This window comes from Sphingomonas sp., from assembly GCF_004799495.1.
In the GTDB taxonomy this organism is placed as follows: Bacteria; Pseudomonadota; Alphaproteobacteria; order Sphingomonadales; family Sphingomonadaceae; genus Sphingomonas.
The window spans coordinates 348,504-373,264 of sequence record NZ_SSMY01000002.1 but is presented as its reverse complement, the minus strand read 5'-3'; the positions used below and the strand labels follow the sequence as shown (position 1 = coordinate 373,264).

Genomic DNA, 24,761 nt, shown 5'->3' with positions numbered 1-24,761 from the left:
GGCTATTCCCGCTTTCACGCATGACGGCAAGGACGGGGCGGCAGGGCCAATGAAAATCGCGGTAATGGCGCCGGCCAATCGGGTCGACGAACACGCGCTCGATGCGGTGCCGGCGCTAGCGGCGGAATATGGCGTCGAACTGGTGATCGATCCGCAATGCTGGGCGAGCGGGGGCGGACATACCTGGGCCGGACCGGACCAATTTCGCGCCGACACATTCCTCAAATACGCCAACGACCCGAGCTACCACGCGGTCTGGTTTGCGCGCGGCGGCTACGGGTCAAACCGGCTCTTCCCGCTGATCTTCCCGCACCTGGAGGAGGCCGCGCGGAACAAAGCCTATGTCGGTTATTCGGACATGGGGTTCATGCTCGGGGCGCTCTACGCGAAGAAGATCGGGCGACCGATCCACGGGCCGATGCCGGTCGACATCAACCGCAAGCAGGGCGGGCGCGAGTGTGCGGCGCGGTCGCTGGCGTGGCTGACGAAGCAGGACAAGTCCGCGCTCGAACCCGGCATCGTCGGCAGCGGGCGGCCGGCGGCGGCCTTCAACCTCTCGATCCTCGACTCGCTGATCGGGACCAAATGGCTCCCCGACCTGGCCGACCACGACCTGCTGATTGAGGAAGTCGACGAGCATCTCTATCGCGTCGACCGGATGATGTTCCACGTCGCCAACGCGACGCAATTGGCGCGGGTCGCCTCGCTGCGGCTCGGGTCGGTCACGCTCCCCGCCGCCGACGGCCAGGCCGATTTCGGCCACTCGGCCGACCAGATCGCGTGGGACTGGTCGAAGCTGATGAAGGTGCCGTACGAGGGCCGCGCGCTGATCGGCCATGTCGCGAGCAACCATGTCGTGCCGTTCGGGCAGGTAATCGCGAAGGACTGATACCCATTTTAGGTAACGACTGAGCGCCGGGCGGCCGTGACAAACCTGTTGCTAACCATTTGGCGCTAGCGATCGGCATCGGAGACGCGCGATGCCGCAGACGCTGGATGATTATTACGCCGAGATCGAGGGCATGATCACCGAGGGCGAAGCGCTGACCGCGGCGCGCGATCCGGCGAGCACCCGGCGGCTCAAGCGCCGTGTCGCGGACTCGATGCTGCTCGTCGCGTCGTACCAATTGTTCGTCCACCGCCACGTCTTCGCACCCTTGCTCGACGACGGCGACCCGGCGCTGCGCTCGCGCGTCAATGAAGTGAAGGTCGAATGCATCGCGCTGACCGAGGACTTGCGCTTCAACGTCAAGGACTTCCTGGCCGATGAAACGCCGCTCGACTGGGATGTCGTGACAGCGAAAATGGGCTGGTACAACGGCCGGCTACGCAAGCACATCGCCGAAGTGCGCCAGCTCATGTCGCCCAACTTGAGCGACGCCGAGCATGCCAGCCTGATCGCGCGCCGTGTCGGTACGGTGGGCGCACAAGCCGCCTGACCTTGACAGCGCGCGGCATGGCCGCGACGGGGCTGCAACCCCGCTTTCAAGGAATTCGACATGGATGAAGTTGCCGACCTGCAGGCCCAGATCGTCGCGCTGCGCCTCGCGGTCGAGGGCGCGTGGCTGTCGTTGCTCAACAACGATCCCGATCCGGCGGCGCAGGCCGGCCAGCTCAAGGAAGCGAACATCGCGGCGGTCAGTCAGCTCGACGCCTCGACCGAAAATGCCGCCGCGTTGCGCAATGCCGTGGCGTTGCACACCGCGCACTTGTGGAGCTCGATCGAATGGCAGTTGCAGCAAGCCGCGGCCAACCGGCAATGAACGGCTGGCTTCGTTAACACGTCCCACCTATATATCCGCCCATGAACCGCGCGTTCGCCCCGACGACTACCACCACCCTCCCGGGTTTCCGGGGGGCTGTCGGCATGCGCTTCTAAACGCCGCCGACGACCTCGCCCGGGAACGGGTGAGGATGCGTCCGGCTCTCCCGTTCCAGTCTTTTCCTCGGACGCTCAGGCGTGCATAGGCGCGCGCAACTGACAGGAACGACCATGGAAATGCTCTCGATCACGCTCCCCGACGGCTCCGTGCGCGAAGTCGCGCGCGGCACCACGCCGGCGGACATCGCCGCGGCGATCGGTCCCGGCCTCGCCAAGGCGGCGATCGCCGCGCGAGTCGATGGCGAGCTGCGCGACATCGGGCGGCCGCTGGAAGCGAACGCCAGCCTCGCGCTGGTGACGAACCGCGACGAAAACGACGCGCTTGAGCTCGCGCGCCACGATTATGCGCACGTGCTGGCCGAAGCGGTTCAGAACCTGTTTCCGGGGACGCAGATCACGTTCGGGCCGGCGACCGACGACGGTTTCTATTACGACTTCGCGCCGAAGGACCGGCCCTTCACCGAGGAAGACCTGCCCGCGATCGAGGCGGAGATGCGCCGCATCATCGCCAAGGACGAGCCGCTGATCCGCGAGGTCTGGTCGCGCCAGCAATTGATCGACCGCTGGCAGAAACAGGGCGAGACGTTCAAGGCCGAATGGGCCGCCGAACTGCCCGAGGGCGAGGAACTGACGGTATACCGCGCCGGTAAGGGCGAGGACGCCTGGCTCGACATGTGCCGCGGGCCGCATCTGGCTTCGACGGGCAAGCTCGACCCAAATGCGTTCAAACTCACGAGGGTTTCGGGCGCCTATTGGCGCGGCGACCAGAACAACGCGATGCTGAGCCGCATCTACGGCACGGGCTGGCTCAACAAGAAGCAGCTCGACGAGCACCTCTTCCGGCTGGAAGAGGCGGCCAAGCGCGACCACCGCAAGTTGGGGCAGGAGATGGACCTGTTCCACCTCCAGCAGGAGGCGCATGGCTCGGTGTTCTGGCACCCCAAGGGCTATCTGATCTGGCGCGAGCTCGAGGCCTATATGCGCCGCGCGATCGACGCGGCGGGTTATCGCGAGGTCAAGACGCCGCAAGTGATGGACGCGCGCCAGTGGGAAGCATCCGGGCACTGGGGCAAGTATCGCGAGAACATGTTCGTCATCCCCGACGAAGTGCCCAACACCGATGATGACGACGCCCCGCTCGTGTCGGGCAAGGGCGACTGGATGGCATTGAAGCCGATGAACTGCCCGGCGCACGTCCTGATCTTCCGTCAGGGCATCAAGTCGTACCGCGACCTGCCGCTGCGCTTTTACGAAAACGGCTGCTGCCACAGGAACGAGCCGCACGGCGCGCTCCACGGGCTGATGCGCGTGCGCCAGTTCACACAGGACGACGCGCACATCTTCTGCCGCGAGGACCAGATCGTCGAGGAAGCGCGCGCCTTCTGCGAGCTCGCCGACCGCATCTACAAGCATTTCGGCTTCACCTATGCGGTGAAACTGGCGCTGCGCCCGGACAAGCGCTTCGGGTCCGAAGCCGACTGGGACAAGGCCGAGGCCGAATTGCGCGAAGCGGTCGAGCGCGCGGGCATGGCAAACGACGAATACGGCTGGGAGGAATTGCCGGGCGAGGGTGCGTTCTACGCGCCCAAGCTCGAATGGCATCTGACCGACGCGATCGGGCGGACGTGGCAGGTCGGCACGCTGCAGTCCGACCGCGTCCTTCCCGAACGGCTCGACGCGTCGTACGTCGGCGAGGACGGGGAGCGCCACCGCCCGGTGATGCTCCACCGCGCGATCTTCGGCAGCTATGAGCGCTTCCTCGGCATCCTGATCGAGCATTATGCGGGCAAGCTGCCGATGTGGCTGGCGCCGGTGCAGGCGGTGGTCGCGACGATCGTGTCCGACGCCGACGGTTATGCGGAGAAAGTCGCGACCGAATTGCGCAAGGCCGGGTTGCGCGTCGAGACCGACCTGCGCAACGAGAAGATCAACTACAAGGTGCGCGAGCACAGCCTCGCCAAAGTCCCCAACCTGCTCGTTGTCGGCAAGCGCGAGGCCGACGAAGGCACGGTCGCGTTGCGGCAACTCGGTTCGGACCGGCAGCAGATCGTGGGGCTCGCCGAGCTGGTCGAACAGCTCAAGACCGCGGCGCTCCCGCCCGATCTCGCCTGACGTTGTGGGGGAGGCTTTCGCGTCCCCCACAAAAACACTATATCGCCCCGACCAACCACGAAGGAGCTACGTCTATCCCACCGCCCAATATGCGCCGGCCTTTGCAGGCGCCGCCGATGAACGGCCCCCGATTCAACGAATTCATCCAGTCGCCCAAGGTCCGCGTGATCGACCACGAGGGTGAGAATCTGGGTGTGATGTACACGCGCGAAGCGATGGAGCAGGCCAACGAACTGGGTCTCGACCTGGTCGAAGTGTCGCCCAACGCCGATCCGCCCGTCGCCAAGTTCCTCGACGTCGGCAAATTCAAGTACGAAGCGCAGAAAAAGGCGAACCTCGCCCGCAAGAGCCAGAAGACGCAGGAGATCAAGGAGATCAAGATGCGTCCCAACATCGACGATCATGATTATGAGACGAAGATGAAGGCGGTGCACAAGTTTATCGGCGAGGGCGACAAGGTCAAGATCACGCTCCGCTTCCGCGGCCGCGAGTTGAGCCACGGCCAGCTGGGCATGAACCTGCTCAAGCGCGTGCAGGAAGACACGGTTGAGGACGCCAAGGTCGAGTCCTACCCGCGGATGGAAGGCCGGCAGATGCTGATGGTGCTGTCGCCGAAATGAAGCGTCGCGGGCTATTGGCCGCGCCGCTCTTGATCGGCGCGGCGGCCCTGCCGCAATCCTTCGCACAATCGGCCCAGGCGAACGACTCGGCGGTCGACCTGCCGATCGCCATTCCCAAGGATGCCAAGCTCATCTGGTCCGACGAATTCGACCGGGACGGCGCCCCCGATCCCGCCAAATGGCGCTTCGATACCAGTCTCAATCGCACGGGCTGGTACAATGACGAAAAGCAATATTACGCCGCCAACCGGCCGGAAAATGTCCGGATCGAGAAGGGGGCGCTGATCATCGAAGCGCGGAACGAGCGGCTCACCTCAGCCGCGGATTATGGCGGTCAGGACTATAGCTCGGGCAAGATCGATACGTGGGGGAAAATGGCCTGGACCTACGGCTTCGTCGAGGTTCGCGCCAAATTGCCGTGTGGGCGTGGCACGTGGCCGTCGATCTGGATGCTGGGCGTCGATAACCGCGCCGGCTGGCCGGCGCAGGGCGAAATCGACATCATGGAAATGCTCGGCTGGGCGCCCGGCGTCGTTCGGGGCACGATCCACGACACCGCTTACAATTTCAAGGCGGGCACCCAGCGCGGCGCACGGATCACGGTGGCCGACGCTTGCGGCGCTTTTCACAAGTATCAGCTAGACTGGACCAAGGACCGCATCCTGATCGGAGTCGATGGCCACGCTTACATGCGCTTTGCCAATGACGGAAAGGGCGATCCGGCAACCTGGCCGTTCGACAAGCCCCAGTATCTCATCCTTAACCTGGCGATCGGCGGCAATCTGGGTGGGGTCAAGGGGATCGATGATCAGGCGCTGCCGGCGCGGATGACGGTCGATTATGTTCGCGTGTGGCAGCGCCCCTGAAACCTAGGCCGGTGGCTCCCATAACTCGATTGCGTTCCCTTCCGGATCGTGCACCCGCGCGAATTTCCCGATCGACGGGTCGTTCCACTCCGGCTTGGTGATCACGTCGACCCCGCTCGCGGTCAGGCTCGTGATCAGCCCATCGATGTCGCTCACACGCAGGTTGAGCATGTACTGCTTGTCCGCAGCCCAATAATCGGTCGCCGCCTTGAACGGCGAGAACACGACCGGTCCGCCCTGCGTGTTCCAGCTCCATTCGTCGACCGGCCCGGTATCCTCGGCCGCGCACCCCGCGCCGACGCCCAGGTGATCGCGATACCAGGCGTTGAGCGCGTTGGGATCCTTCGCCCGAAAGAACAATCCGCCAATCCCCAATACCGGCATCGTCGTTTCTCCCTTTTGTCGGTCGCGCAGCTTATCACTGCTCGTTCGCTGCGACGCCATCACCCGAACGGGCGATTTTCGCGAATCCGGCCTTCACGCCGCCTCGGCGACCGCTTCGCCCGCGGCGGCCTCGACCAGTCGGCGTTCGAGCGCCTTGACCCGCGCGGGCGTGTCGATCTTATCGCCGGTCAGATCGGTCACGTAAAATGTGTCGACCGCGCGCTCGCCATAGGTCGCGACGTGCGCCGAGTGGATTGTAACTTTCGACTGGAACAGCGCGTGGGCGAGGCTGGAGAGTAACGCCGGGCGGTCGCGCGCGTTGACCTCGACAACGGTGAAGCGGTTCGAGGCATGGTTGTCGATGAATGCGGCTGGGCTGATGTCGAACGCTTCCGCGCGCGGGCGGGGTAGCGGCTTCGCCCGGAGCCGGTCGGCCAGCCTAGTACGGTTGGCGAGCGCATCCTCGATCGCGCGAGTCAGTCGCGCGAGCTGCCCGGCGTCGTCGAACGGGCGGCCGAGCGGGTCCTGAACGAGGAAATTGTCGAGCGCCATGCCGTCGCGCGTGGTGTGGATCCGCGCGTCGATGATGTTCCCGCCCGCGACGCTGATCGCGCCGGCGATGCGGTAGAACAGCCCGGGATGGTCGGCGGCGTAGATCGTGACGAGCGTCGCCCCGCGGTCGCGATCGACCGAGGTCGCGATCGACAGCGGCGCATCGCCCGCGTCGGCGATGAGTGCCAAATTGGCGGCGAGCACGCTTTCGGATTCGGCGACCCAATAGGATTCGGGCAACCGCTTGACGGTCCTCGCGAACAGCTTCGAATCCCAGCCGAGCGCGCCCGCGACCGCATCCTGCTTGGCGGCGACGCGCTCGCTCCGGCCCTTCTGCTTGTGGCCCAGGCGGAGCACTTCTTCGGCACTCTCGTAGAGCGTCGTCAGCAACTGGCGCTTCCACCCATTCCACACGCCGGGTCCGACCGCGCGGATATCGACGACGGTCAGCGTCAGCAACAGGCGCAGGCGCTCGGGACTCTGCACGATCTCGCAGAAATCGAGGATCGTCTTGAAGTCGCTCAGGTCGCGCTTGAACGCGGTCGCCGACATCAGCAGGTGCGCCCGCACCAGCCACGCGACCATCTCGGTCTCCGCCGGGGTCAGCCCGAAGCGCGGGCAGAGCCGCATCGCGACTTCCGCCCCCAGCACCGAATGATCGCCGCCGCGCCCCTTGGCGATGTCGTGGAGCAGCACCGCGACGTACAGCACGCGGCGGCTGGCGATCTGTTTCATGATCGCATGGCTGAGCGGATGGTCGTCCTGCAGCTCGCCCTTTTCGATGCGGCTCAACAGTCCGATCGCATGGATCGTGTGCTCGTCGACCGTGAAGTGATGGTACATGTCGAACTGCATCTGCGCGACGACGCGGCCGAAGTCGGGGACGAAGCGGCCGAATACGCCCGCCTCGTTCATCCAGCGTAGCGCGAGTTCGGGATTGTGCGGGCTGGTCAACAGGTCGAGGAACAGGGTGTTCGCGGTCGGATCGCGGCGAATTTCGTCGACCAGCTTTGCGTCGCGCGCGGCTGTGCGCATCGCCAGCGGGTGGATTTCGAGCCCGTGCCGGTCGGCGAGCACGAACATCTCGATCAGCCGCGTCGGTTTTTCCGCCAGGAAGCCGTCCTTGGGCAGCGCGAGCCGCCCGCGGTCGAGCACGAAGCCGTTGAGCTTCGACGGCCGCCGCCGCAGCATCGGCAGCCCGAACCGCCGCCCACGCGCCGCGAATTGCTCGTCGAGATGGGCCAGAAATACCCCGGTCAGGTCACCGACCGCCTTCGCCTGCAGGAAATAGTACTGCATGAAGCGCTCGACCTTCGACTTGCCCGGCCGGTCGGCGAAGCGCATCCGCTCGGCCACTTCGCGCTGCAGGTCGAAGGTCAGTCGGTCCTCGGCGCGCTTCGCTACGGAATGGAGGTGACAGCGCACCGCCCATAGGAAATTGTCGGCGCGGTGAAAGCGCGAATATTCGGCGCGGCTGAATAGCCCGGTGTCGACCAGTTCGGCGGCGGCGCGGACGTTATAGGCATATTTGCCGATCCAGAAGAGTGCGTGGAGATCGCGCAAGCCGCCCTTGCCCTCCTTGACGTTGGGCTCGACGACGTAGCGCGTGTCGCCCATCCGCTTGTGCCGCGCATCGCGCTCGGCGAGCTTTTCGGCGATGAAGGTGCGCGCGGTGTCGGCCTGCACCTCCGCCTTGAAACGGCGCGCGGCTTCCTCGTACAAATCCTCGTCGCCCCACACATAACGCCCTTCGAGCAAGGCGGTGCGGATCGTCACGTCGGCCTTCGCCTGGCGCACCGTCTCATCGATGCTGCGGGTCGACTGCCCGACCTTCAGCCCAAAGTCCCACAGCGCATAGAGCATCGTCTCGACGACCTGTTCGTGCCACGGCGTTTCCTTCCACGGCGTCAGGAAAGCGATGTCGACATCCGAATAGGGCGCCATCTCGCCGCGCCCGTACCCGCCCACCGCGATCAGCGTCAAACGTTCGGCAGCGGTGGGATTGCTCAGCGGATAGAGACGCTGGACGGTGAAATCGTAGAGCAGCCGCAGGATCTGGTCGATCAGGAACGCTTGGGATGCGGCGATTTCCAACCCCCGCGACGGGTGGTCGACCAGGCGCCGGTCGATCTCGGCGCGGCCGTGGGCCAGCGCGGTCTTGAGCAGCTTGGTCGCGGCCTGGCGCAGCTTGGCGCGGTCAGTACCGGCGATCGCTGCGAGCGCGTCGGCCAGTGAGCGCCGATCGATGATCGCGCGGCGATTCGGCAGGCTGGCGAAGCGCGAGGACATGGTTCGAGAGATAGGCGCGAACCCGCGCGCCGTCACCTGTGCGTCAGCGCCAACCGCGGGGCGATTGTGCCGTCCCCTCGGCGCTCCAGCCGAGATCGAAACGGTGACGTTGGCCGAATTGCGCCTCGACCTCGTCGCGCAGGCAATCGCTGATCCAGTCGCGCGACACGCCGACCGCGCGCGCATAGTTGCGCGCGAAACCCATCACGTAGACGGGTGCCGCGAAGCCGTCGAACCTGGCCTCTTCCAGCGCCGTCAGGTGGCGCACGGCAATCCGCGTTTCGGCGGCGACGTCCTGCAACGTCATCCCCATCCGCTCGCGCGCGGTGCGCAGCGCCGGACCCGCCATATCCGGCGACGGCGTGGGCATTGCCAGCATCCCCGGCCCCGATGCCGGAAACAGCCCGCTTTCCGCGGGCGGATCGCTCAACCGCCGCATTTCCATGAGTCGTTGCTCCCCCGGGGGCGGAGGATCGCACCATTGTGCCGTCCGCGCAACAATCGCGGAATCAGGTGCCGCGCGCGAGCGTCTTGAGACGGTACAATATGTCGAGCGCGTCGCGCGGGGTCAGCGCGTCGACGTCGAGCGCTTCGACCTCGGCGCGGATCGCGTCGCATTGCTCTTCCTCCGCCTCGACCGCGGCGGCGAAGAGCGGGAGGTCGTCAAGCCCGGCGGCCAGCCCACCGGTCTTGGCGCGCCCGGCCTCGAGCTTGGCGAGCACCGCCCTGGCGCGCGCCACCGTTGCGGGCGGCAACCCCGCGAGCCGCGCGACGGCGAGGCCGTAGCTGCGGTCGGCAGGGCCGTCGGCGAGCTCGTGGAGCAGGACAAGGTCACCCTTCCACTCGCGCGCGCGGACATGGTGGAGCGTGAGCGCGTCGCAGCGTTCGGCGAGCCGAGTCAGCTCGTGATAATGCGTTGCAAACAGGCAGCGGCAACGATTGTCCTCGTGGATCGCCTCGACCACCGCCCAGGCGATGGCGAGGCCATCGTACGTCGAGGTGCCGCGCCCGACCTCGTCGAGGATGACGAACGACTGCGGCGTCGCCTGCGCCAGGATCGCGGCGGTCTCGACCATCTCGACCATGAAGGTGGAGCGACCCCGCGCGAGATTGTCCGACGCGCCGACACGGCTGAACAGACGATCGACCAGGCCGAGCGTGGCACTGACGGCAGGGACGTAGCTACCGGCCTGCGCAAGCACCGCGATCAGCGCGTTCTGGCGCAGGAAGGTCGACTTGCCGCCCATGTTGGGGCCGGTGACGAGCCACAGGCGGTTGGTTTCGCTCAAGCCGCAATCGTTGGCAACGAAGCGCTCGCCGGTGCGCTTGACTGCCTCCTCGACCACCGGGTGCCGCCCGCCGGCTATCTCGAAGCACGGATGATCGACGAGATGCGGCCGTGCCCAGCCGTCCTCGGATGCGCGCTCGGCCAAGCCCGCCGCGACATCGAGCCGCGCCAGCGCGTCGGCGGTCGCGGCAATCGCCTCGCGGCTCGTCAGCGCGGTTGTGGTGAGTTCCTCAAGATGCGCGGCTTCGGCGGCGAGCGCGTGGCTGCCCGCTTGCGTCACCTTCATCGCCAAATCGTGCAGCTCGGGCGCATTGAAGCGCACCACGCCAGCGAGCGTCTGGCGGTGCGTGAACCCGCTGTCCGCCGCCATCAGGGGGTCGGCGACGCGCGCGGGCACCTCGACGTGATAGCCGAGCACGCCGTTGTGGCGGATCTTGAGCGCGGAAGCGCCGGTGCGGCCGCGATATTCGGCTTCGAGCGCGGCGATCGCGCGCCGCCCGCCGGCGCCGATGTCGCGCAGGTCGTCGAGCGCGCTGTCATATCCTTCGGCGATATAGCCGCCATCGGATGCGTCGATCGGCGGCATCGGTACGAGTGCGCGTTTGAGCAGGTCGATCAACGCGCCGTGTCCGCGCAGTCGTGGGGCGATCTCCGCCAGTAGCGCCGGCGGAGTGGCGAGCACGTCGATCCGCTCGCCGAGCAACCACGCGCCGTCGAGCCCGTCGCGGAGCTGACCGAGATCACGCGGACTCCCGCGCCCCGCCGCGATCCGCCCAAGCGCGCGGCCGATATCGGGCAAGCTACGCAGCGTCGCGCGCAGGCTGTCGCGTAAAGCTCCATCGTCGTGCAACCGCTGGACGAGGTCGAGCCGAGCCTCGATCGCCGCCTTGTCCATCAGCGGCGCGCCGATATCGCTCGCGAGCAGCCGCGCGCCTGCGCCGGTCACGGTGCGATCGATTGCGTCGAGCAGGCTGCCCTTGCGCTGGCCGGTCTGCGTTTGCGTGAGTTCCAGGCTGTCGCGCGTCGCGGCGTCGATCGCCATTGTCTGCGCCGCACTCGCAATTCGTGGCGGGCGCAGGAAGGGGAGGGCGCCCTTCGCGGTGTGCTCGAGATACGCGACCAGCCCGCCCGCCGCCGCCAGCCCCGCGCGGCTCAATTGCCCGAACCCGTCGAGCGTCGCGACGCCATGGACTCGCTTCAGCCTTGTCTCCGCCCCGGTCGAGTCGAACTCGCCGCGCGGGCGCAGCGTGGTGGCATTGTGCTCGAACGCGCTCCCTTCACAGGCGATGACTTCCGCCGCGCCAAGCCGCGCCAGTTCGGCGGGCAACCCGCTGGCATCGGTTTCGACCAGTTCGAACCGCCCCGTCGACACGTCGGCGGCGGCCACCGCGACCCCGCCCGCCACCTCGCCGATCGCGACGCACCAATTAGCGGCGCGGGCGTCGAGCAACGCTTCCTCGGTCAGCGTCCCCGCGGTCACCACCCGCACGATCGCGCGCGCGACCAATGCCTTCGACCCGCCGCGCTTCTTGGCCTCGGCGGGGCTTTCGGTCTGGTCGGCGATCGCGACGCGGTGCCCGGCCTTGATCAGCCTTTGCAGATATCCGACCGCCGCATGCGCGGGGACGCCGCACATCGGTATCTTGGCGCCGTCATGTTCGCCGCGCGCGGTCAGCGCGATGTCGAGCACTGCACTCGCGACCTTCGCGTCCTCGAAGAACAGTTCGAAGAAATCGCCCATGCGGTAGAAGAGCAGGCAATCGCCCGCCTCGGCCTTGAGCGCGAGATATTGCGCCATCATCGGTGTGGGGGCGGCGTCGGCCATCGCTGCCGGGTTAACCCAGCGGACGGATGGCGCAAATCCCGTTTTGCGCCTTTGCTGTGGGTAAATTGTGTGGATTTCCGCCAGCGCGGCGCCCGCCGGTCCGGCAATGCCGCGCGACAGGTGAGGGCAAGCCCGTTTCCTTATCGTGATGTCGCTTCTAAAGACGAGGCAACAGAGAGGGTGCCTGAATGTCCGAAGAAAAGTCCGCCCAGTTTTCCGACCGCGAAGCGTTGCTGTTCCATTCCGAGGGGCGCCCGGGCAAGATCGAGATCGTCGCGTCGAAACCGATGGCGACGCAGCGCGACCTGGCGCTGGCTTACTCGCCCGGCGTCGCGGTGCCGGTGCAGGCGATCGCCGACGATCCGGCGACGGCGTACGACTATACGACCAAGGGCAACCTCGTCGCGGTCATCTCCAACGGCACCGCGATCCTCGGCATGGGCAATCTCGGCGCGCTGGCGTCGAAGCCGGTGATGGAAGGCAAGGCGGTGCTGTTCAAACGCTTCGCCGACGTCGATTCGATCGACCTCGAGGTGAAGACCGAAGACGTCGAGGCCTTCATCAACTGCGTCGAACTGCTCGAGCCCAGCTTCGGCGGGATCAATCTCGAGGACATCAAGGCGCCCGAATGCTTCATCATCGAGCAGACGCTGCGCGAGCGCATGAACATCCCGGTGTTCCACGACGACCAGCATGGCACCGCGATCATCACCGCGGCGGGGCTGATCAACGCGTGCCTGCTGACCGGGCGGCACATCGGCGACGTGAAGGTCGCGGTGAACGGCGCGGGCGCGGCGGCGATCGCCTGCACCGAGCTGATCAAGGCGATGGGCGTGCGGCACGATAACGTCATTATGTGCGACCGCTCGGGTGTGATCTACCAGGGCCGCGAGAGCGGGATGGATCAGTGGAAGTCCGCCCACGCGGTCAACACGACCAAGCGCACGCTGATCGAGGCGCTCGACGGGGCCGATGTGTTCCTCGGCCTGTCGGCGGCGGGCGCCGTCACGCCCGACATGGTCAAGAACATGGCCAAGGCGCCGATCATCTTCGCGATGGCAAACCCCGTGCCCGAAATCCTGCCCGAAGACGCGAAGGCCGCGCGCCCCGACGCGATCATCGCCACGGGGCGGTCGGATTACCCGAACCAGGTCAACAACGTGCTCGGCTTCCCGTTCATCTTCCGCGGCGCGCTCGACGTGCGTGCGACGGGGATCAACGAGGAAATGAAGATCGCCGCCGCCAACGCGATCGCCGAACTGGCGCGCGAACAGGTGCCCGAGGAAGTCGCCGCCGCCTATGGCGTGCGCCACTCGTTCGGCCCCGACTACATCATCCCGGCGCCGTTCGACCCGCGGCTGATGGAGGTCGTCCCCGCCGCGGTCGCCAAGGCGGCGATGGATTCGGGGGTCGCGACCAAGCCGATCCTCGACATGGTCGCGTACCGCCAGCAGTTGCGCGGGCGGCTCAACCCGACCACCTCGGTGCTCACGCTCGCGTACGAGGGCGCCCGCGCGCAGCCCAAGCGCGTGCTGTTTGCCGAGGGCGAGGAAGAAGTCGTGCTGCGCGCGGCGGTCGCGTTCAAGGAAGGCGGCTACGGCACGCCGGTGCTGGTCGGGCGCGACGACGTCCACGACCGGCTCCGCGCGCTCGGCGTCAAGGACGTCGAGGCGTATGAGGTGCACAACAGCCGCAACTCGCCGCTCGTGCCGCAGATGGTCGACTTCCTCTACGCCCGCCTCCAGCGCCGCGGCTTCCTCCATCGCGATGTCGAGCGGATGATCAACCAGGACCGCAACACGTTTGGCGCGACCTTGCTCCAGCTGGGAGAGGCCGATGCGATGATCACCGGCATCACGCGCACATACGCCCAGACGATGCGCGAAGTGCGCAAGGTGATCGACATCGAGGACGGGCGTACCGCGTTCGGCATCCACGTGATGGTCGGGCAGAGCCACACGATCTTCATGGCCGATACGACGATCAACGAGCGCCCCAGTGCGGAGGAACTTGCCGACATCGCCGAACAGACCGCCGCGGTCGCGCGCCGCATGGGGCACGAGCCGCGCGTCGCCTTCCTCAGCTATTCGACCTTCGGCAACCCCGAGGGGCATTGGCTGGAAAATCTGCGCGAGGCTGTCCGCGTGCTCGACAAGCGCCAGGTCGGCTTCGAATATGAAGGCGAGATGGCGCCCGACGTCGCGCTCAACCCGAAGCAGCTCGCCAAATATCCGTTCGCGCGGCTGTCCGGCCCGGCCAACGTGCTGATCATGCCGGGACTGCAGTCGGCCAATATCTCGGCGAAACTGCTCCGCGAGCTCGGCGGCGATTCGGTGATCGGGCCGATGCTGGTGGGTTTGGAAAAGCCCGTCCAGATCGCACCGATGACGAGCACCGCGAGCGAATTGGTGACGCTGGCGGTGCTCGCGGCGGGCGGAATCGCGCGTTGAACGCAGCAATGTCCGCCTGGACGCTGTACGCGCAATGGACCGGGGTGTTCGGTGCGTTCTGGCTGACATGGTGGGCGGCCCGGTCGCACGACGCGCTGGCGTACAGGATCATTGCGGTGACGCTTGTCATCCTTCCCGCCGTGGCGATTCCGATTGCCGTCCTGGTTGTCCAAAACGCGGATAGGTTGGGATCGGGCCGCTTCATGATCGTGTCGATCGCGACCGGCGTCGTCGGGGTGGTTCGCGGGCTGTTCCTGATCTTTTGGGCGCTGCTGTCGAAGGACACGAACGCGTTGCGCGCGGTCGGCCTGGTCGCTGCTGCGCTGATGCTGGCGGGGGTTGCGGCGCAAATCGCGTTCGTGTCGGTCGTCGCCTCGGGCGGCGGCTAGCGCGTCCACCGACGGCTGTTATTTTTCGTCAGCCGCCATACATCTGGCACATGGCAGGACGCGCGTATGGCTGACGGTTTCGGCGGTTCGATGCCGCTCTATCTGCTGATCGGGTTCGGTGTGGCGGTGCTGCTGCTGTCGCAGCGGTTTCGCGTGGTCGGGCGGATCGTGTCGTTTGTCTTCATGCTCGGCTCGATCGGCCTCGTCGTGATGTTGGTCGCCGAGCGCGGTCGGTTCGACCCGACCTTCGCGCGGATCGCGAGCTTCCTCCAACTCGACGGCAAGCAGCAAGTGTCGGGCAAGGAAATGCGCGTGCCGATGGCGAGCGACGGGCATTTTTGGGTGACGGTCAGGTTCGGTTCGGTCGAGCGCAAGATGCTGGTCGACAGCGGCGCGACGGTGACCGCGCTGTCGAGCGCGACGGCCGATGCCGCCGGGGTTCAGCCCGACCGCAGCCCGTTCCCGATGATCATCCAGACCGCCAACGGGTCGATCCGCGCGCAGACCGCGACCGTTCCCGAACTACGCATCGGCAATATCGTCGCGCGCGACCTGCCCGTCGTCACCTCGCCCGCGTTTGGCGACATGGATGTGGTGGGAATGAACTTCCTGTCGCGACTAAAGAGCTGGCGGGTCGAGGGTCGGACACTGATCCTGACTCCGAACCACCCGCAACCGACCGCCAACTAGCCCTCTCCTATCGGGAGAGGGCCGAGGCGCGTAGCGCCGAGGGGTGAGGGCAGGGTTGAAACGCTTTCGAGTCAACCCTCACCCTTCCGCCGCCTACGGCGGCTCCCTCCCTCTCCCAATGGGAGAGGGAATTTAAGCGTCGATACTCGTCCCCGTCTGCGCGTTGACCAGCCCGCCATCGACCACAAGCGTGTCGCCGATGACATAGTCAGACGCGCGGCTGGCGAGGAAGATCGCCGCGCCTGCCATATCCTCGTCGGTGCCGATCCGGCGCATCGGGATGCCCTTCGCGACCTCGTCGCCATGGTCGCGCGCGGCGCGGTTCATCTCGCTGGCGAAGGCGCCGGGGGCGAGGCTGGTGACGATGATCGCGTCCTTGATCAGCCGCGCGGCCATGCGCTTGGTCAGATAGATCAGCGCCGATTTGGAGGCGTGATAGCTGTACGTCTCCCACGGATTGAGCCTGAGGCCGTCGATCGAGGTGATGTTGATGACCTTCGACGGCTTGTCGTAGCTCGCCTGCGCCTTGAGCATGCCATGCAGCGCCTGCGTCAGGAAGAAGGGCGATTTGACGTTGAGGTTCATTACCTTGTCCCAGCCGCTCTCGGGGAATTCCTCGAACGGCACGCCCCACGCCGCGCCGGCATTGTTGACCAGGATGTCGAGATGATCTTCATGTTCGGCCATCTTCGCGGCCAGCGCCTTGCAGCCTTCGACGGTCGAGACGTCCATCGGCAACGGAATGCAGTTCGGCCCGAGCTCGGCGGCGGTTTCCTCGCATGCCGGGGCCTTGCGCGAGGAGATGTACACCTTTGCCCCCTGCGCGATGTAGCCCGCCGCGATCATCTTGCCGATTCCGCGCGACCCGCCGGTAATCAGCGCGACGCGGCCTTCCAGGCTGAAGAACTTGCTCGTGTCCATGTCTCTCTCCCGATTTAGCCGCCGCGCTTGATCGTCTCGCGCGCGATGATGATCTGCTGGATTTGGCTGGTACCTTCGTAGATGCGGAACAACCGCACATCGCGATAGAGCCGCTCGATCCCGTAGTCGGCGATGTAGCCCGCGCCGCCATAGATCTGCACCGCGCGGTCGGCGACGCGGCCGACCATCTCGCTGGCGAAATATTTGGCGGCGGCGGATTCCATCACGACGTCCTTGCCCGCGTCCTTGGCGGCGGCGGTCTCCAGCACCATCGCGCGCGCGACGAGCGCCTCGGTCTTCGAATCGGCGATCATGCCCTGGATCAGCTGGTGCTCGGCGATCGGCTTGCCGAACTGCTTGCGCTCGGTCGCATAGGCCACGCAGTCGGCAATCAGCCGCTCGGCCACGCCGACGCACACCGCGCTGATGTGCAGCCGCCCGCGGTCGAGCACGCGCATCGCGATCTTGAACCCTTCGCCCTCCGCGCCGAGCCGGTTCTCGACCGGCACGACGACGTCGTCGAAGATCACATCGGCGACCTTTGCGCCCTTCTGCCCCATCTTCTTCTCGGGCTCGCCAATCGACACCCCGGCGAGGTCGCGCGGGACGAGGAACGCCGACACGCCGCGCGCCCCGGGATCGTCGCCGGTCCGCGCCATCACGGTGAACAGGTCGGCCTTGTCGGCGTTGGTGATGAAGCGCTTGGTCCCCGACAGGCGGTAGGCTTGCCCATCCCACACCGCCTTGGTCTTCACCGCGCCGGAGTCGCTGCCGACATCGGGCTCGGTTAGCGCGAAGCTGGTGATGATCTCGCCGCTTGCGATCTTGGGCAGCCACTCGGCCTTCTGCGCATCGTTGCCCGCCATCACGAGGCCCTGACTGCCGATCCCGACGTTGGTGCCGAAGCTCGAGCGGAACGCCGGCGTCGTCCGGCCGAGCTCGATCGCAACCTTCGCTTCTTCGAGCATTGTCAGCCCTAGCCCGCCATATTCCTCGGCGATCGACAGGCCGAACAGGCCCATCTCCTTCATCTCGGCGATGACGTCGTCGGGGATCGCGTCGTTCGCTTCGACCTCGGCCTCGAGCGGGCGGAGCCGGTCGGCGACGTAGCGGCGCACGGTGTCGATCAGCGCGTCGAAGGTTTCGGCGTCGAGCGCCATGGCGTGCCCTCCCGTTGGTCGCCGAAGCGATGCAACAAAGCGGGGGCGCCCGCAAACCCGAAATTCGAAAAGTCGGATTGACCGTCTCCGGCCCCCCTCTATGCTGACCCAAAATCGGGAGATGGTGATGCGGTTTCAGGGCAAGCGTGCGGTCGTCACTGGCGGCGCGTCGGGGATTGGCCGCGCCACCGCGCTCCGGCTCGCCGAGGAAGGTGCCGAGGTGTTGATCGGCGACCTGAACGTTGCCGATGGGGAGGAGGTCGCCGCGACCTCGAACGGCCGCATCCGTTTCCAGCGCACCGACGTGACGCAAGCCGCGGAGATCGAGGCGCTGATGACCGCCGCGGAAGACGCGGGCGGGCTCGACGTGGTGTTCAACAATGCCGGGGCGGCGGGAAGCCGCGACAGGATCGACGAGATTTCGCCTGACGACTGGGACCGCACGATGGCGCTGCTGCTGCGTTCGGTGGCGATGGGCATCCGCTACGCCGCGCCGCTGATGGCGAAGCGCGGGGGCGGGGCGATCGTCAACACGTCGAGCGTGTCGGCGTTCGGCAGCGGGATGGCGCCGACCGCGTATTCGACGGCGAAGGCCGGGGTGCTGCACCTGACCAAGGTCGCCGCCGCCGACCTCGCGCGGCACAAAATCCGCGTCAACGCGGTCGTGCCGGGGTTCATCACGACCAACATCTTCACCTCGGCGCTGGGGCTGGAGGGGCAAGTGCGCGACCACGTCAATGGCATGATCGCGCAGACCGCCGCCAAGGCGCAGCCGGTCCAGCGCGCGGGGCGGCCCGAGGATATTGCCGCTGCAGTCGCCTATCTCGCCAGTGACGATGCGGCGTTCGTAACGGGCACGCATATCCTGGTCGACGGCGGCATGCTGGTCGGCACGCGCGCGAGTTGGGACGAGGACGTGCCCGGGCTGTTCTCCACGCTGGAGGCGGCATCGGCATGAGCGATCCCACCGGCGACACGGCGGGTGTTGCTGTCCCCGTCAAGCGCCGGCTACGCCGCGGCGTCACGCTTGCGTACGGTTTCGGGTCGGTCGCGTACGGCGCCAAGGACGCGGCGTTCGGCACCTTCCTGCTGATCTATTACAACCAGGTGCTCGGGCTGAATTCGTTCAAGGTCGGGCTCGTCATCATGGCGGCGCTTGTCTTCGACGCATTCATCGACCCGATGGTTGGCGTACTCAGCGACCGCACGCGCAGCCGCTGGGGACGGCGGCATCCGTGGCTGTACGCCTCGGCGCTGCCGATCGCGATCGGCTGGCTGCTATTGTGGAACCCGCCGGCGGGGAGCGAGACGCTTCGGCTCGGCTGGCTGTTCCTGACCGCGGTGGTTACACGAAGCGCGGTGAGCTGTTTCGAAGTGCCGAGCCAGGCGCTGACCCCAGAACTGACCACCGATTACGACGAACGGACGCGGATCACCGCTTATCGCTACCTCTTCGGTTGGGCAGGAGGGCTGGCGATCGTGCTGCTCGCCTATGGCGTGCTGCTGACGGCGCGGCCCGATTATCCCAACGGGCTGTTCAACCCTGCGGGTTACCACCAGCTCGCATTAGTCTCGGCCGTCGTCATGGTCGTCGCGATCCTGGTGTCGGCGTTCGGCACGCACGGCGAGATCAGCCGTCTGCCGCAGGTCGACACGCAGCCACAGCCCTTCGGGGCGGTGATGGGTGAGCTCTGGCAAACGCTCCATAATCGCGGGTTCGTCGTGTTGATCCTAGCCGGGGTGTGCGCCTATACCAACCAGGGGATCAGTTACGCACTGGCGAACTACTTCTACGCTTATGCGTGGCAGCTCAGCCCGGGGGCGCTGCAGTTGCTGCCGATCACGCTGTTCCTCGGCGCCACGGCGGCATTCCTGATAGCGCCCCGCATCGGGCGCACCACCAGCAAGCCGCGCGCGGCGTGCGTGTTCGTGCTGAGCGGGGCGACCGTCTACGCGGGCTTCTGCGCCCTCTTTCTGCTCGGCCTGCTCCCGCCGCCAGGCTGGACGCGGGTGGCCGTGCTCTTTCCGCTCTTCGCCATCCAGACCGCGCTCAGCGTGTCGTCGTTCATTCTCGGCGCGTCGATGATGGCCGACGTCGTCGAGGAATCGCAGGTGCGCACCGGGCGACGTAACGAGGGTGTGTTCTTCGCCGGGTCGTTCTTCGTGCAGAAATGCACGTCTGGACTCGGCATCGCGGTGGCGGGCGGAATCCTCGCGCTCGTAGGGCTACAGGACAAGATCGATCCCGCGACGGCGTCCCCGGACAAGGTGCACAACTTCGTCCTGACATTCATCCTGATCTACGGCACGCTTGCCGCGGTCGCGGCGTTCCTGTTCACGAAGTTTCCGTTCGGGCGCGCCGAGCACGAGGCACGATTGAGTGGGCTCGCGGCGGCAGAAAACGAGGGCGCGCCGCACATCATCGGCTAGCGATTCGCGATGCCGCAGACGTGAATCGGTCAGTAACCCGATCCTATTAGGGCACTCATCGGCGACGAAACACACTTCGTCGTGAAAGGTTCCCTTCAGCGGCGGGTGAGGGTTTTCATGTCGAATTTATCCACCTAGCTCACCGTCAACAGTTCAACGCGACCTTTGGGGGGTCCATGAAATTCGGTTTGTTCGCAGCGCGTTTTGCGCTGGTGTTCTCGTGCGTCCTTGCGACGGTGGTACCCGCCCAGGCTCGCTTCTGGCAGTGCGCGCCCTATGCTCGCGAAGTGTCGGGTATCCAGATTTTCGGCAACGCCAATACGTGGTGGTCGCAGGCGGCCGGCAAGTACGAGCGCGGCAATACGCCCAAGGTTGGCGCGGTGCTGTCGTTCCGTTCGTCGAGCCACATGCGGCTCGGCCACGTCGCGACCGTCGCGGCGATCGTCAGCGACCGCGAAGTCCTGCTCAACCACGCGAACTGGTCGCGCCGCGGCGGGATCGAATATTCCGCGCGCGCGGTCGACGTGTCGGCGGCGGGCGACTGGAGCGAGGTGAAGGTGTGGTACGGTCCGCAGGGCGGGCTCGGCACCACGACCTACGCCGCCAACGGCTTCATCTATTCGGACGGCGCGCCGAAGGGCGAGGATCGCTTCGACGACACGCGCGCCGCAGGGATCCAGATGGCCAGCGCCGCCACCGGCGGCGCGCGCATGATCGGCGTTCGCGACTAAGCAAAATCCTCCCCGTTCACGGGGAGGTGGCAGCGCGTAGCGCTGACGGAGGGGGTCCTCCTCCCTCGCACCGCTTAAGGCCCGCCCCCTCCACCACACCGCTGCGCGTCGCGGTCCCCCTCCCCGTGAACGGGGAGGATTTACGCCTTGCCCGGCGTGAAGGTCATCGCGAGCCCGTTCATGCAATAGCGCTTGCCGGTCGGCTTCGGCCCGTCGTCGAACACGTGCCCCAGATGCCCGCCACAGCGGCGGCAATGGACTTCGATGCGCGACATGCCGAGCGACCCGTCGTTGCGCGTGCGGACGGCGTTGGGCAGCGGTTGCCAGAAACTCGGCCAGCCGGTCCCGCTCTCGAACTTGGTCTTCGACGAATAGAGCGGGAGCGCGCAGCCCTTGCACGCGAAAATGCCCGCACGGTGTTCATTGTTGAGCGGGCTGGTGAACGGCGTCTCGGTGTCTTCGCGGCGCAGCACCTGATACGACGCCTCGCCGAGCTTCTTGCGCCACGCGGCGTCGCTCATCACGACTTCGAACTTCTCGGGCGGCTGCGCGGGCGCCGCGCGGCAGCCGAACAGGATCACGCTCGCGGCGCTCGCACCGGTCAGGGTCAGGAATTGGCGTCGGTCGGTCATGCTTCGTCTCCGTGGGCCCCAGATAGGCGCGACGGGACGATCCTGCACCCCGGTCAGTATTTGCTGATCTCGACCGGCAGCTTGCGATAGCCGTGGACGAAGCAGGCCGAGACGCGCTCGGGCTCGCCGACGACGTTCACGCGCATCCGGCGCTTGGCCATTTCCTCGAGCAGCACGCTGATCTGAAGCTCGGCGAGCCGCGCACCGACGCAGCGGTGGATGCCGTGCCCGAACGCCAGGTGGCGCCGCGCGTTGGGACGATCGACCTGGATGTCGTCGGCATTGTCGCCGAACACGCTCTCGTCGCGATTGGCCGACAGGTACCAGAGCGCGAGCTTGTCGCCTTCCTTGATCATTTGCCCGCCCAGTTCGTGGTCCTGCGTCGCGGTGCGGCGCATGTGCGCGAGCGGGGTCTGCCAGCGGATGATTTCCTGCACCGTGTTGCCGATCAGGCCGGGGTCGGCCTCGACCTTGGCGCGCTCGTCGGGAAACAGGTCGAGCCCATAGGCGACGGCGCTCATCGAATTGCGCGTCGTGTCGTTGCCGCCGACGATCAGCAGGATCAGGTTTCCGAGGAACTCGAACTGGTCCATCTCGGCCATCGCTTCGGAATGGATCATCATCGAGATGAGATCCGGCGTCGGCTCCTTGCCCAGCTTGTCGTTCCACAATTTCCCGAAATAGGCGCCGCATTCGTACATGTGCGTCAGCCGCTCGGCGCGCAGCTCGGGCGTCTTGACCAGCTCGATGTCGCCGGCCCAGTCGGACCAGAAGGTCAGCTTGCGCCGGTCCTCCCACGGAAAGTCGAACAGGATCGCCAGCATCTGCGTGGTCAGTTCGATCGACACGGTATCGACCCAGTCGAATGTCTTGCCGTATTCGAGCGTGTCGAGCACTTCGCCGGTGCGGCGGACGATGTCCTCCTTCATCCGCACCATCTCGCTGGGCGTGAAGGCGGGGGCGACGGTGCGGCGCTGGCCGGTGTGCTTGGGCCGGTCCATCGCGATGAACATCGGCATCTTCACATCGCTGTCGGGCAGGAAATCGGCGAGCGTGATCCCGCCGGCTTCGGACGAGAAGATGTCGGGAAGCGATTCGGCTTCGAGGATCGGTTTGTAGGTGGAGACCGACCAATAGGGGCCGTAGTCCGACCCCTCGACCTTATAGACCGGGGCGTTGGCGCGAAGTTCCTTGAACGGCGCCTGCCATGTGTCGTCGCGGTAGAGTTCGGCGCGGCTGACGTCGAGCGGATCGACCGGGCCGTCGTACTTGAGCGCGGGTCCGTTCTTGACCTGCTCCATGATCGAATCGTGCGTCGCTTGAGTCGCCATGCCCACTCTCCCTGATCGCAATCAACCCGATACTTACAAGAATGTCAATAGTGAGGCGGTCAGCTCTTGCGCCGCGGGCCACCACCCGATTTGAGCACCCCATGCCGGAACCACTTGGCGCCGAGCGCAATCACGACCGACACCCACAGTAACTGCCACGCGATGGCCAGCAGGTGCGGCCACAAAGCGGGCGAGTTGGCCGCGCGCGCCGCCATCGCCATCGGCGAACTGAACGGGAAGATTTCAGCGATCCACGCGACCATGCCGCCTGGATTGGCCGCCGCGGTGCCCGCCAGTCCGACCATTCCCATCTGCAGGAAGGTCATCGGCAGCGACATCATCTGCAGTTCGCGCTGGGTCGATGCCTGCGCACCGAGGATTAGGTACGCCGCCCCGATCAGCAGATACGACATCACGAAATAGATCAGGAACAGGAGCGCGAACACTGGCTTCCCGACCGCCGGAGCGACGGTCGCCAGCGTGGTCGCGAGCCCGGGGAAGATGCTCGTCACCTGGCTGAAAACCGTTCCCCAGAAGCCGACGAACAGCAACGCGACGCCGAACATCCCCACCAGTTTGCCGACGAACACCGATTCGAGCGGGACGGCGGCGGCGAGCACCTCGATCACCTTGTTGTTGCGCTCCTCCGCCATCGTGCCGATCGTCAGCCCGGCGAGGAACAGCGTCAGCATGAAGATCGCGACCACCGCGAAGATTGCGGCGGCGCTATGGCCGGACTCGGTCACCTGGGTTTGCGCGATATGCGTCTTCACCGGCGTGCTCAAGGGCGCGCTCGACCCGATCCGGTCGCTGCGCAGCACTTGCTCGGCGAGCGCAGCGAGGTAGTTCGCTTCGCCGGCCGAATTGTTGCCGTAGAGGATATGGGGGGCGGTGAGCGGGCCGTAGAGCACCGCGTCGACATCGCCTTCGTGGCTGCCGATCAGCGTGCGTGCCTGCTTTTCCGGGTCCGCTCCCGGTGCGCGGTAGTCGAGCGGCGGCGGCATGTCGTCGCGACCGAACATCAGGCGCAATTGCGTGTCGGCGTCGTGGATCGCGTCATTGCGTTGCGGCGCGGTCAGCACCACCAGCTTGCTGCGTTCGACCACGGACCGAGTCATTGTCGACGCGCCCAACCCGCCCATCGCACCGAACGCGATTGTGAACAGCGGCGACAACAGGAAGATCAGGAAGGTCGGCGTGAACACGGTCGCGATGAAATCGCGCCGCGCAACGGTGAGCGCCTGGCGAGTCGAGCGGCGGAGGGCTTCGGCGGTCATCACCGCGCCTCCGCTTCGGCTTCGGCCAATGCCTTCGCGCCGACGATCTGGACGAATGCATCGTGCAGCCCGGGCCGTTCGATCGACAGTCCGGCCACGCCATGCCCCGATTGCGTCAGCCGCATCAGCATTGCCTCGATCCCGCCGTCGGGGACCGGGAATATCCACGCCTGCCCGTCATGCCGCGCGTCGCCGGGCAGCATCGCGGCAATCCCGGGATCGTCGCGTTCGGGCGTGTAATGCGCCTGCATCGGCAAGCGTCCGCGCGCGTCGTTGACGGTTCCTTCGAACCGGCGCTTGCCCCCCGCGATGATCGCGAGCCGGTCGCACAGCCGCTCGGCGTGTGCCATGACGTGGGTCGAGAAGAGGACGGTCGCGCCGCGCGCCTGTTCGCCGCGGATCAGCTTTTCGAGATTTTCCTGATTGACCGGGTCGAGCCCCGAAAACGGTTCGTCGAGCACGAGCAAATCGGGCTGGTGCACCACCGACCCGAGCAGCTGGACGAGCTGCGCCATGCCCTTCGACAGCTTGCGGATCTTGGTGTCGACCGCGTAGCCGAGACCGGCATTCTCCATCAGTTCGACCGCGCGCTTACGCCCAGTGCCCCACGGCAGGCCGCGGAGCGCCCCCATGAATGCGATCGCCTCGCGCGCCTTCATCGCCGGATAGAGCCCGCGTTCTTCGGGAAGATAGCCGACGCGGTCGCTCGCATCGCGCGGGTGGCGACAGCTGAGCAAGGTGCGTTCGCCCTCGTCGGGCTCGATGATCCCGAGCAGCATGCGCAGCGTCGTCGTCTTGCCCGCGCCGTTGGGGCCCAGCACGCCGTAGATCGTCCCCGCCGGCACCGCCAGGTCGACCCCGTCGACGACACGCCGCCCGCCGAATTTCTTGACGAGCCCGGTGGCGCTGACCGCCAGAGATTGTGACACGCG

At 66.3% G+C, this 24,761-nt stretch carries 22 protein-coding genes; 12 read left to right on the top strand and 10 right to left on the bottom strand.

Annotated features, from left to right (window positions below; all coding sequences use genetic code 11):
- Positions 1-49: 49 nt before the first annotated feature.
- The 6 genes from E7773_RS03100 (at position 50) to E7773_RS03075 (ending at position 5,480) form a co-directional block, all read left to right on the top strand.
- Entirely contained in the window at positions 50-889 is an 840-nt protein-coding gene (locus tag E7773_RS03100; protein ID WP_293987980.1) for an LD-carboxypeptidase, read from the top strand.
- Between the two features lie 91 nt (positions 890-980).
- Entirely contained in the window at positions 981-1,439 is a 459-nt protein-coding gene (locus E7773_RS03095) for a hypothetical protein (RefSeq protein ID WP_293987977.1), read from the top strand.
- 60 nt (positions 1,440-1,499) lie between these two features.
- Positions 1,500-1,763 carry a hypothetical protein gene (locus E7773_RS03090; protein ID WP_293987974.1) on the top strand — a complete coding sequence of 88 codons (264 nt, stop codon included), beginning with the start codon at positions 1,500-1,502 and terminating at the stop codon, positions 1,761-1,763.
- A 236-nt stretch (positions 1,764-1,999) separates the two neighbouring features.
- On the top strand, positions 2,000-3,994 hold the full coding sequence (gene thrS, locus E7773_RS03085) for a threonine--tRNA ligase (RefSeq protein ID WP_293988228.1): 1,995 nt from the start codon (positions 2,000-2,002) through the stop codon (positions 3,992-3,994).
- Between the two features lie 89 nt (positions 3,995-4,083).
- Positions 4,084-4,614: a translation initiation factor IF-3 gene (gene infC, locus E7773_RS03080; protein WP_293987971.1), complete on the top strand. Its 531-nt coding sequence runs from the start codon at positions 4,084-4,086 to the stop codon at positions 4,612-4,614.
- Complete coding sequence (locus tag E7773_RS03075) at positions 4,611-5,480, top strand: glycoside hydrolase family 16 protein (RefSeq protein ID WP_293987968.1); 870 nt, start codon at positions 4,611-4,613, stop codon at positions 5,478-5,480. Before infC ends, E7773_RS03075 begins: the two co-directional genes overlap by 4 nt.
- A gap of 3 nt (positions 5,481-5,483) precedes the next feature.
- Here the strand turns inward: E7773_RS03075 and E7773_RS03070 are convergent, their stop codons facing one another.
- The 4 genes from E7773_RS03070 to mutS form a co-directional block, all read right to left on the bottom strand.
- Positions 5,484-5,864 carry a VOC family protein gene (locus tag E7773_RS03070; RefSeq protein WP_293987966.1) on the bottom strand — a complete coding sequence of 127 codons (381 nt, stop codon included), beginning with the start codon at positions 5,862-5,864 and terminating at the stop codon, positions 5,484-5,486.
- A 93-nt stretch (positions 5,865-5,957) separates the two neighbouring features.
- Positions 5,958-8,705, bottom strand: a complete 2,748-nt coding sequence (locus E7773_RS03065) for a [protein-PII] uridylyltransferase (protein WP_293987963.1) — start codon at positions 8,703-8,705, stop codon at positions 5,958-5,960.
- A gap of 43 nt (positions 8,706-8,748) precedes the next feature.
- Positions 8,749-9,135 (bottom strand): helix-turn-helix transcriptional regulator, encoded by a 387-nt coding sequence (locus E7773_RS03060; protein ID WP_293987960.1) that lies wholly within the window; start codon positions 9,133-9,135, stop codon positions 8,749-8,751.
- Between the two features lie 79 nt (positions 9,136-9,214).
- Positions 9,215-11,794, bottom strand: coding sequence for a DNA mismatch repair protein MutS (gene mutS / locus E7773_RS03055; protein WP_293988225.1), 2,580 nt, complete (start codon positions 11,792-11,794; stop codon positions 9,215-9,217).
- 212 nt (positions 11,795-12,006) lie between these two features.
- Between mutS and E7773_RS03050 the strand changes: the two genes are divergently transcribed.
- The 3 genes from E7773_RS03050 to E7773_RS03040 all read left to right on the top strand — a co-directional run bounded on the left by E7773_RS03050 (position 12,007) and on the right by E7773_RS03040 (position 15,347).
- Complete coding sequence (locus tag E7773_RS03050; protein ID WP_293987957.1) at positions 12,007-14,268, top strand: NADP-dependent malic enzyme; 2,262 nt, start codon at positions 12,007-12,009, stop codon at positions 14,266-14,268.
- An 8-nt stretch (positions 14,269-14,276) separates the two neighbouring features.
- The gene (locus E7773_RS03045; protein WP_293987955.1) at positions 14,277-14,657 is read left to right on the top strand and encodes a hypothetical protein; all 381 of its coding nucleotides are present in this window, start codon (positions 14,277-14,279) and stop codon (positions 14,655-14,657) included.
- A gap of 66 nt (positions 14,658-14,723) precedes the next feature.
- On the top strand, positions 14,724-15,347 hold the full coding sequence (locus E7773_RS03040) for a TIGR02281 family clan AA aspartic protease (protein WP_293987953.1): 624 nt from the start codon (positions 14,724-14,726) through the stop codon (positions 15,345-15,347).
- A 132-nt stretch (positions 15,348-15,479) separates the two neighbouring features.
- On the opposite strand, the gene E7773_RS03035 is transcribed toward E7773_RS03040, so the two are convergent.
- Positions 15,480-16,268: an SDR family oxidoreductase gene (locus E7773_RS03035; RefSeq protein ID WP_293987950.1), complete on the bottom strand. Its 789-nt coding sequence runs from the start codon at positions 16,266-16,268 to the stop codon at positions 15,480-15,482.
- A 14-nt stretch (positions 16,269-16,282) separates the two neighbouring features.
- Entirely contained in the window at positions 16,283-17,428 is a 1,146-nt protein-coding gene (locus tag E7773_RS03030) for an acyl-CoA dehydrogenase family protein (protein WP_293987947.1), read from the bottom strand.
- A gap of 127 nt (positions 17,429-17,555) precedes the next feature.
- Between E7773_RS03030 and E7773_RS03025 the strand changes: the two genes are divergently transcribed.
- From E7773_RS03025 to E7773_RS03015, 3 genes are all read left to right on the top strand, one after another.
- A complete protein-coding gene (locus E7773_RS03025) occupies positions 17,556-18,386 on the top strand; it encodes an SDR family NAD(P)-dependent oxidoreductase (protein WP_293987944.1) in 831 nt (276 codons plus the stop codon).
- Positions 18,383-19,858, top strand: coding sequence for an MFS transporter (locus E7773_RS03020; protein WP_293987942.1), 1,476 nt, complete (start codon positions 18,383-18,385; stop codon positions 19,856-19,858). The genes E7773_RS03025 and E7773_RS03020 overlap by 4 nt, the downstream gene beginning before the upstream one ends.
- 176 nt (positions 19,859-20,034) lie before the next feature.
- Entirely contained in the window at positions 20,035-20,589 is a 555-nt protein-coding gene (locus E7773_RS03015; protein ID WP_293987939.1) for a CHAP domain-containing protein, read from the top strand.
- A 140-nt stretch (positions 20,590-20,729) separates the two neighbouring features.
- On the opposite strand, the gene msrB is transcribed toward E7773_RS03015, so the two are convergent.
- The 4 genes from msrB to E7773_RS02995 form a co-directional block, all read right to left on the bottom strand.
- Positions 20,730-21,221: a peptide-methionine (R)-S-oxide reductase MsrB gene (gene msrB / locus E7773_RS03010; protein ID WP_293987936.1), complete on the bottom strand. Its 492-nt coding sequence runs from the start codon at positions 21,219-21,221 to the stop codon at positions 20,730-20,732.
- A gap of 53 nt (positions 21,222-21,274) precedes the next feature.
- A complete protein-coding gene (locus E7773_RS03005; protein ID WP_293988222.1) occupies positions 21,275-22,522 on the bottom strand; it encodes a cytochrome P450 in 1,248 nt (415 codons plus the stop codon).
- An 89-nt stretch (positions 22,523-22,611) separates the two neighbouring features.
- Complete coding sequence (locus E7773_RS03000; RefSeq protein ID WP_293987933.1) at positions 22,612-23,829, bottom strand: ABC transporter permease; 1,218 nt, start codon at positions 23,827-23,829, stop codon at positions 22,612-22,614.
- Positions 23,829-24,758, bottom strand: a complete 930-nt coding sequence (locus E7773_RS02995; RefSeq protein WP_293987930.1) for an ATP-binding cassette domain-containing protein — start codon at positions 24,756-24,758, stop codon at positions 23,829-23,831. The genes E7773_RS03000 and E7773_RS02995 overlap by 1 nt, the downstream gene beginning before the upstream one ends.
- Between the last annotated feature and the right edge of the window lie 3 nt (positions 24,759-24,761).